The organism is Hallella sp. (assembly GCF_037460745.1).
Taxonomy (GTDB): Bacteria; Bacteroidota; Bacteroidia; order Bacteroidales; family Bacteroidaceae; genus Prevotella; species Prevotella faecis.
Genome location: NZ_JAXVAE010000122.1, coordinates 1 through 4,968, shown reverse-complemented (window position 1 = coordinate 4,968; position 4,968 = coordinate 1). Strand labels below are relative to the sequence as shown.

The following is a 4,968-nucleotide window of genomic DNA, read 5'->3' as shown; positions in this document are numbered from 1 at the left end:
CGAGCGACCGCGTCTGAGCGTAAATACTCACGTGTGTTATTTTTCACTCCAAATGACGGATGATCCACAAAAAAACGGGTCGCAGCAGGGGTAAATGGGGCATCCTGGCGCAAAACGGCTTACTTGGAATGGAACGAAACCGATGAGCAGGCGGAGAATCGATTCATCCGACATTTGCAACGACCAAGGACACACGCTAACACTTTCGCGCGACCTACGTAGCTACAAATACCGGATGAACCCACATGAACCCACCCATTTTCGAAGGAGCAACAAAAGCTCCATAGGCTGAGGGGGTACAATAATAAAAGGTACGCGCGTACCTTATATAAAAGCGAGCACTTTTTCGATGCGCTTCAAGCCCTCTTCCAAGGTAGCTCGGGGACAGGCTAAGTTGATGCGCAGATAGCCATCGCCGTCGCGCTGGCCATAGAGCGTTCCACTGCTAACAAACACCTTGCCGTCGTGCAGCAAGCGCTGTGTGGCCTCATCGCTTGTAAGGCCCAACTGGCGAATGTCCAACCAAGCCAAATAGGTACCCTCCAGTCGGCATACGCTCACCTTGGGCAACCGACAAGCCACAAACTCCCTGAGACACAGATAGTTGCCCCAGACATACTGGCATAGGTCGTCGATCCACTCCTCACTCTCGTTATATGCGGCCTTCAACGCCTCAATGCCAAAGGGGTTTACGTCGCACACCTCAAAGATATTGATCACTCGGTCTACACGGCGGCGCATCTCCTCATCGGAGCAAATGACATAGGCGTTTTGCAAGCCAGCGATGTTAAACGACTTGGAGGGCGAGCACAACGTAACACTGTTGCGCTGGTTTTGCTCGCAAACGGCGGCAAACGGCACAAACGTGTGTCCGGGCATCACCAGTTCGCAATGGATTTCGTCGCTAATGACGCGCACACGGTTTTCCGCGCAAATGGCCCCCATGCGGCGCAGTTCCTCTCGCGTCCACACCCGTCCGGCAGGATTATGAGGGTTGCAAAGCAGGAAAACGGTTACTTTCTCGTCTTGGCACTGGCGCTCAAAGTGGTCCCAATCCACAACATAACTGTCGCCCTCTCGTTTGAGCGCACTTTCGGCAATGCCGCAACCCTGGTTGCGAATGGACGAAAAGAAGCAGTTGTAAACGGGAGTCATCACAAGCACCTTCTCGCCGGGGAGCGTCAGGGCCTTGATGGCGCAACTGGCGGCGGGCACCACACCCGTGGTGTAGAGAATAGATGAGCGATCGACCGTCCACTGATGGCGTCGCTGCTGCCAAGAGATAATGGCATCGTAATAGCCATCGTCGACCTGGGCATAGCCAAAAACGCCATGGTCCACACGTCGCCTGAGCGCTTCCTGGATGGCAGGCGCTGCTTGAAAATCCATGTCAGCCACCCACAGGGGCAACACCTCGTCATCGGCAAAGTGATCCCACTTGACGGAACCACTGTGCCGACGGTCGATGACCTTCGAAAAGTCGTAGTTTTTCATTATCTTTCCCCTATCTGGCACTCGCGCGACTTAGCAAACTCGTTATAGGTTATCTTGCCCACCTTGTCGGCCACGATGCGTCCGCTAATGGGATTCTTCACCTCGGTGATGGTACCGGTAATGGAGGCATCGATGCGCTTGCTGTCCTCAAAGACGCGGTCGCAAGCCTCATCAAACGTACAGTCTTCCAACGTAACGCCATCCATATAGCACAGGGGCTGCTCACCCTTGATATGGCAGCGCACCAACTTGATGTTCTTGGAGTGCCAAGCCAAATACTCACCGTCAAGCTCAGAGTCGTAAACGGTTACGTTGTTGCACTCCCAGAACGAGTCCTTGGTAGTGATCTTAGCGTTGTGGATCTCCACATTCTCGCAATACTGGAACACGTACATGGCATCGGAAACAAGTCCATCAACGTAAATATTTTTAGAGAACATAAATGGATAGGTTCCTTGATGCAACTCCACATTCTTCAACTTCAGTCCATCAACACGCCAGAAGGTCTCATCAGCATCATTGATCTTTACATTCTCGAGCTCCAGATGCTTCATCTCGCGGAAGAACTTAGGGCCATCGATCACACAGTTGCGCATCACCATGTGGCTGCTATACCAAATGGCTGAGCGACTGCCGGGAGCAAAATAGCAACTGGTGATCAAGCTACGGTCGACGTGCCACCAAGGGTATTTGCCATAAAACTTAGAGTCGCGGCACTCGATATCGTGACAACACTTGATGCCCGACTCACCATCGGTAATCGTTATATTCTCGAGCACCACATCGTGGGCTCCGAAGAGCGGACGCTCTCCTCCGAACGTACGGTCGTGAATAGAATCCATCATATGAAATCGTTAAATCGTGAATATGCTAATATGACATAACAAAGAGCGTGCCAGACCGAGGCGTAAGCGCTCCTACCCCATCGCGCGCCTCACACGGCGACACTGGGGCTATGTTTCGCAAAGATAACATTTTTAGGCACAAGTTGAAAGGGATGGGCATATAAAAAACCTAAAAAGCCCTGTGGGAAAAGGAGTTCCTTGATCCGAAGAACTCCCCAACGAGCGATCGCACCATGCGGCAGGGACAGCGGCGCGATGCGCATGGGGTAGGAAAACATGCAACAAACTATAGTGAAAACTACACGTTTCTTTTCCACGAACAAAATATTTGGCGCAAATACGCGATTCTCACGAAAGATTCGCAACATCCTGACCATTAGTAACTTACAATCCGAACTGCCGTTTTGCCACTTCAAATTTCAGATTTTTCATTGCGAAACATGCCTAATCGAGGGACGAAAGACGCCTAACCGCAACACGAAAGACGCCCGATGGAGACTCGATAGCTTAGCTTTCGCAACTCGATTAGGCATCTTTCACGAAACCGAGAACGACCATGGAGGGTTTCATCTCAAAAAAAATCGGTTTTCGCGACCTATTTCAGCGATAAACGCAACACAACTTTCACACCAAAGATTTGAACAATGGAGCATCATTGGCAACCAGGCAAGTGCATACAGATGCGAATGGGTGGCCTACGTAGCTGGCACGTTTTTCGCAAAAGAACAAAAAAAAGGCTTCATCATTTGGAGGATATCCATTTTTTTAATATCTTCGCAAAGTAACCCTGTGCGCTATGGACGGTAGCGCACCAAATGAGAAATCGAACATGAAAAAGACGATATTTATCATGGTTTTCCTGCAGATCGCGCTCTCATCAGCTTACGCACAATGGATAGACGAGGGCAAGGAAGAGTGGGCAACCTTAAATTTCCCGAGAGCGTGGATAAGCTATCTGCACGACACAAAGGCGGACCGATCCATACTAAGGCAAAATTACTTTAAGGACACTATTTCCGTGGAAGAGATGAAAGCGGCCTTTGAACAATACAAGGACACCATCTTCAGAACCTCTCCCTATGCCGGCTACGACTCCATCAACACCTTCTATGGGAAATTTCTCGTCTTGCTCTCTCCTCTGAAAGGCGTACCCATGAAAGATGTCTGGATGACGCAAAACAAGGATAAGGCGAAGCTACTTACGGGTGACATCATCTTTCTGAAAGAGCCCAAACGCTACATGGGATACACGGTGACACCCAATCCTTTTTTGGAGACACGCAATAAAGGATACATCAAAGTGGTAGATAACAGTGTGTTCAGCTATTGTGCAGACTTCTTCAGCTTCATCTCCCCTATATTAGGTGGTTCATGGACACGCCGCACAAAAGGCGGTGCAAAACTATTGGGAAACTTGATTGACATGCGCTGGAATTTCGATATGGATCACGAAGAACGCACTTTCTCCGTGTTATTATACGAAAAGCACAAAGACGAAACGGGTAAAGAAGGGACCTACGGCCTCGAGCTACTGTCGCCCAAAGCACCTGACGGGCTGACACAAAGAGCTTTCGATAACATGAAGTGGTTTGTGGGCAAGCTTCCTTATGGCACCTATCGCCCCCTCTACACCACCGACTTCCGCATCATGACGGGCCGCTACTACCGCGTGACGGTCAACAAATGCGGCTGGCTGGTAGAAGACTACATGAACATCAACCTATGAGAATTCAACCGTGAATAAAAGATTGTTAAATAACATAAAAAAATAACATATCAGCTTTGACGTATAAAATAAATATTATATCTGCAGAATTAACTATTGACTAACTTAAATTCATTCTGTCACCTTATAAAACATAGCAACATGAAAAAAGTATTAAGCCAAGAAGACCTTGACAACCTTTGGAAGGAAGTGTCGGTCATGTCGGGAGACGAAGGAGAAAAGAAGTACAAAAAGTACTGCTTTGACGAAAGTGGCATTTTGGTTGCCACATACCCCAGCGACCAAAACATCATCGATGTAAAGGGAAACGAAATGGAACTTGATGGCGACTTCGGCTACTTGATAATCAGCGGAAATGTGCAAAAAGGAGCATTCACTGGCAGCGCACTCAACAAAGGCGTTTTCGAGTTTTTGGCAGACCACACCAACGTGGAGTGGGCATATTGTTACAAGAAAGACTCAACTGGGGGTGTGCTCATGACAAGCAATGAAGAGCATCAAACCGACCTGTTGGACAATCGGGAATTTTACGCGTTAAATGGCTATAACTGTTACGCCCATAACCATTCGCAGACGGAAAAGGGGTACGAGGAGAAATTTAGACAATATAATAGCTACCCCAGCCAATATGACATTGACCAGATGAAGAAACAAGGCTTTCAATATGCCGAAATCTACAATGAAAGTGACGGCAATTATTACTCCTTCCGTGATGGATCCAATGTTCAAGATGAAGAATTGGCGAAGAGAATATTTGGCAAGGGAGGCTTTACATTCGAATAGAAATCACCATGAGGAAAACTATCTGTTTAATCATTGCCTTAGCCCAATGGACAACTTTGGTTTGTTATGCGCAGCGTAACCAAGGCTGGCCAGACCTAAACCTTGACAGGGCATGGTACG

5 protein-coding genes are annotated in these 4,968 nt (G+C 48.4%); 2 read left to right on the top strand and 3 right to left on the bottom strand.

The window, feature by feature from the left end; genetic code table 11:
• Positions 1–324: 324 nt before the first annotated feature.
• The 3 genes from WKK33_RS08455 to WKK33_RS08445 all read right to left on the bottom strand — a co-directional run bounded on the left by WKK33_RS08455 (position 325) and on the right by WKK33_RS08445 (position 2,755).
• Positions 325–1,494, bottom strand: a complete 1,170-nt coding sequence (locus WKK33_RS08455; RefSeq protein WP_337933349.1) for a MalY/PatB family protein — start codon at positions 1,492–1,494, stop codon at positions 325–327.
• Positions 1,494–2,336 carry a DUF3737 family protein gene (locus WKK33_RS08450; protein WP_337933350.1) on the bottom strand — a complete coding sequence of 281 codons (843 nt, stop codon included), beginning with the start codon at positions 2,334–2,336 and terminating at the stop codon, positions 1,494–1,496. Before WKK33_RS08450 ends, WKK33_RS08455 begins: the two co-directional genes overlap by 1 nt.
• 92 nt (positions 2,337–2,428) lie before the next feature.
• Positions 2,429–2,755, bottom strand: a complete 327-nt coding sequence (locus tag WKK33_RS08445) for a hypothetical protein (RefSeq protein ID WP_337933347.1) — start codon at positions 2,753–2,755, stop codon at positions 2,429–2,431.
• A gap of 413 nt (positions 2,756–3,168) precedes the next feature.
• Here WKK33_RS08445 and WKK33_RS08440 point away from each other — a divergent pair, with 413 nt between their 5' ends.
• Together WKK33_RS08440 and WKK33_RS08435 are read left to right on the top strand one after the other, a co-directional pair.
• Positions 3,169–4,065, top strand: coding sequence for a DUF5030 domain-containing protein (locus WKK33_RS08440; RefSeq protein ID WP_337933345.1), 897 nt, complete (start codon positions 3,169–3,171; stop codon positions 4,063–4,065).
• Between the two features lie 141 nt (positions 4,066–4,206).
• The gene (locus WKK33_RS08435) at positions 4,207–4,848 is read left to right on the top strand and encodes a JAB-like toxin 1 domain-containing protein (protein WP_337933343.1); all 642 of its coding nucleotides are present in this window, start codon (positions 4,207–4,209) and stop codon (positions 4,846–4,848) included.
• Positions 4,849–4,968: the final 120 nt, after the last annotated feature.